Genomic DNA, 2,496 nt, shown 5'->3' on the forward strand with positions numbered 1-2,496 from the left:
TGTTGTGATGCAGGAACGCGAAGCAGACCTGAATGAGCGAGAGGCCGCCTTTGAAGAAAAGCTCGAAGAGCTGGACAGGGTGCTAGATGAGCGTGACAAGGCCCTTCAGGAGCGCGAGAAGGCCCTTCAGGACAATCCCCCTAACCCTGAGCTGAAGCAACGGAGCAAAGCGCTGGATGCGATTGTAGGGCTTCTACCGCGCGAGCTGTACGATCGCCTATCCCCCGATCATCAGAAGCAGGTCAGATTGGCGAAAATGCGGAATGAGGGGCAGGAATACAACAGGTAAAAAACCACGTTTAGCCCACATTTGCACACCTAAGAGGTGAAAGATCGCATTTTGGAGGATCCAGATCTGGATCCGGCACCGCGATCGGATGTAACGTAAACGCCAGAAACGAAAAAACCGCCCAGCAAGGCGGTTCTTTCGAAGGTGTCAGGAGCAGCAACTCCCTTCACCTAGGTAACAGGGTCAGGCGTGACCGAGCTACCGAATACCCCATCAGTTTAGCGGCCTTCGGCCCCATCAATCAAGCTCCTCACGCCTAAAACCCAGTTACCTGCTTGCAAATGCGTAGCGGGGCTTTGTCGTACCCGTTCGGCCTTGAGCCGTGTGGTGTGTTTGGAATCAAGATGCTTTGGACACACGCAGCGTACTGCTACCGATCAAGGGTCACTGAAGGTAGCCGGAACCAACCCATTGGTGAATGTTGGAATAGGGAACTGTGCTGCACGTGCTAGGCATGGGGGAATCCCGAATGAAATAGCCAATGGGGAGGCCCGCCGCAGGGGGCGCTAACGCGCACAACGGGCCAGCGTAGGGCACGCCGGAAAGGGATATGACAACCCAGACGGAGACGCCGAAATGACCTCAGATAGCCTCAGCATTACTGCTGTCTGGCTAGGGGTCCGGCGTAGCCGGAAAGGGCTGAAAGCGCCCCGCGCAGCCTTCTCCCGCCCTGTCCTTCCTCCCTAGGTTTTCCATAGAGAGAGGATCTTGGCGAGGTGGGTAACTGCGCCCGTCCGTCCATCAGGGGCTTGTCCCCTGTGGGCGGCAGCAGTTATCCATGGAGCGGGGTGCTCTTGACCCAAAGCCCCTCATGGGCCAGAATCAAAATCCAAATTTGATTCATCAAATAGGCAATACGATGGAAGAGCTACAGGCCAAGTGGGTGTTCGATCAGGGCAATTTCTCCAAAGCCATGATTGTGCCCACCCCCATGGGCGCCGGATACCACCTCCATCTGGTGAAGTTCGGTCGCCAGAGCGAGACCGTGGTGCTGGAACGGCAGCGCGGAGGGTGGCGGGTGTTCAAGAGCATTGATGCCGCCGCCAACACAGCGCATGGCATCGGGTTCCGGCGTATCGAGATCGATCTCAGCGGTCGCTGAGCAGGGGTCGAGGGGGTTTCCCCTCGCTCACGAAGGCCCTCTTGTAAACCGCGAAGCGGTACAAGAGGGCTAGTGAGTGTCCTGCTTGTTTGACAAGCCTCCAAAAGCGATCTCTACTGGGCCTCACATTCGGGAGGCCCGCCATGTCCAACTTCGTCATCATCAGGCACAAAAAACTCAAGTCGGTGGGCCATGTGCAGGCCGCAATCAACCATAACGACCGCACAACAGAGCCCCTGAATGCCGACCCCAGCCAACGCCACCTCAACAAGGTTGAGGGCGGTGGCATGGTGAAGCTACGTGAAAATCTTGCCTCTGTGACTCAGGCCAGTACGGCAAAAGAGCCCGTGCCGGCCATCGAGTACATCGTCTCGGCAAGCCCTGAGCAGATCAACGATCCGAGCTTTGACCGCGAGGGATATTTCAAGGCGGCCAGGGCGTACCTGGACAAGCTCGTGGGAGCTGACAACCTGATTCACTCGGCAGAGCACTATGACGAACGCAGTGCCCACGGCCATTTCATTTACACACCGATCATCGAATTAGAAGCCAGTACTCGCCGCCGTTCTGTGGTCGTTGGCAAGACAGAGGACGGCAAACAGAAACGGGAGGTGAAGGAGTTCCCAACGCAGGCTGGCAGGGCTTTGAACGCGAAAAAATTCACTAGCAGAGCGGCGTCGATCCAGCTCCAGAGCGACTTTGCCACGCAGGTTGGGACGCCCTTTGGACTGCGCCGTGGCATCGAGCGGAGCAAGGCCAAACACACCGAGATCAAGGCATTCTACGGCCAGATGAAGCAGGAAATGGCGGCGATAGAGGCCCGAATGCAGCGGCTCACGGAACGGGAGAGCTGGCAGAATGATTTCCAAGACAACCTCGACCAGCGGGGGGTTGATCTGTACGCCGCAGAGAAGGCTTTTGAAAGGGAACGGCTGGCCTTCGATGAGAGGATGGCGAAGGTTAAAGAGCACATCGCCCAGTTCAACGAGTCGGTTGTTGTGATGCAGGAACGCGAAGCAGACCTGAATGAGCGAGAGGCCGCCTTTGAAGAAAAGCTCGAAGAGCTGGACAGGGTGCTAGATGAGCGTGACAAGGCCCTTCAGGA

General features: G+C 57.1%; 3 protein-coding genes. All 3 read left to right on the forward strand.

Going from position 1 to position 2,496, the window contains the following annotated elements; all coding sequences use genetic code 11:
* Positions 1-289, forward strand: a 289-nt coding sequence (locus ACB039_RS20815) for a hypothetical protein (RefSeq protein WP_371166364.1), incomplete at its 5' end; no start/stop codon positions are given.
* Positions 290-1,148: 859 nt separating this feature from the next.
* Complete coding sequence (locus ACB039_RS20820; protein WP_371166365.1) at positions 1,149-1,391, forward strand: plasmid replication protein RepB; 243 nt, start codon at positions 1,149-1,151, stop codon at positions 1,389-1,391.
* A gap of 143 nt (positions 1,392-1,534) precedes the next feature.
* Positions 1,535-2,496, forward strand: a 962-nt coding sequence (locus ACB039_RS20825; RefSeq protein WP_371166366.1) for a plasmid recombination protein, incomplete at its 3' end; no start/stop codon positions are given.

It is taken from the genome of Aeromonas sp. S2(2024) (assembly GCF_041402505.1).
Classification (GTDB): Bacteria; Pseudomonadota; Gammaproteobacteria; order Enterobacterales; family Aeromonadaceae; genus Aeromonas; species Aeromonas media.

Excerpts from the sequence above, each read along its gene's own strand:
- ACB039_RS20820 (WP_371166365.1), top strand. The coding sequence starts at position 1,149 with ATGGAAGAGCTACAGGCCAAGTGGGTGTTCGATCAGGGCAATTTCTCC.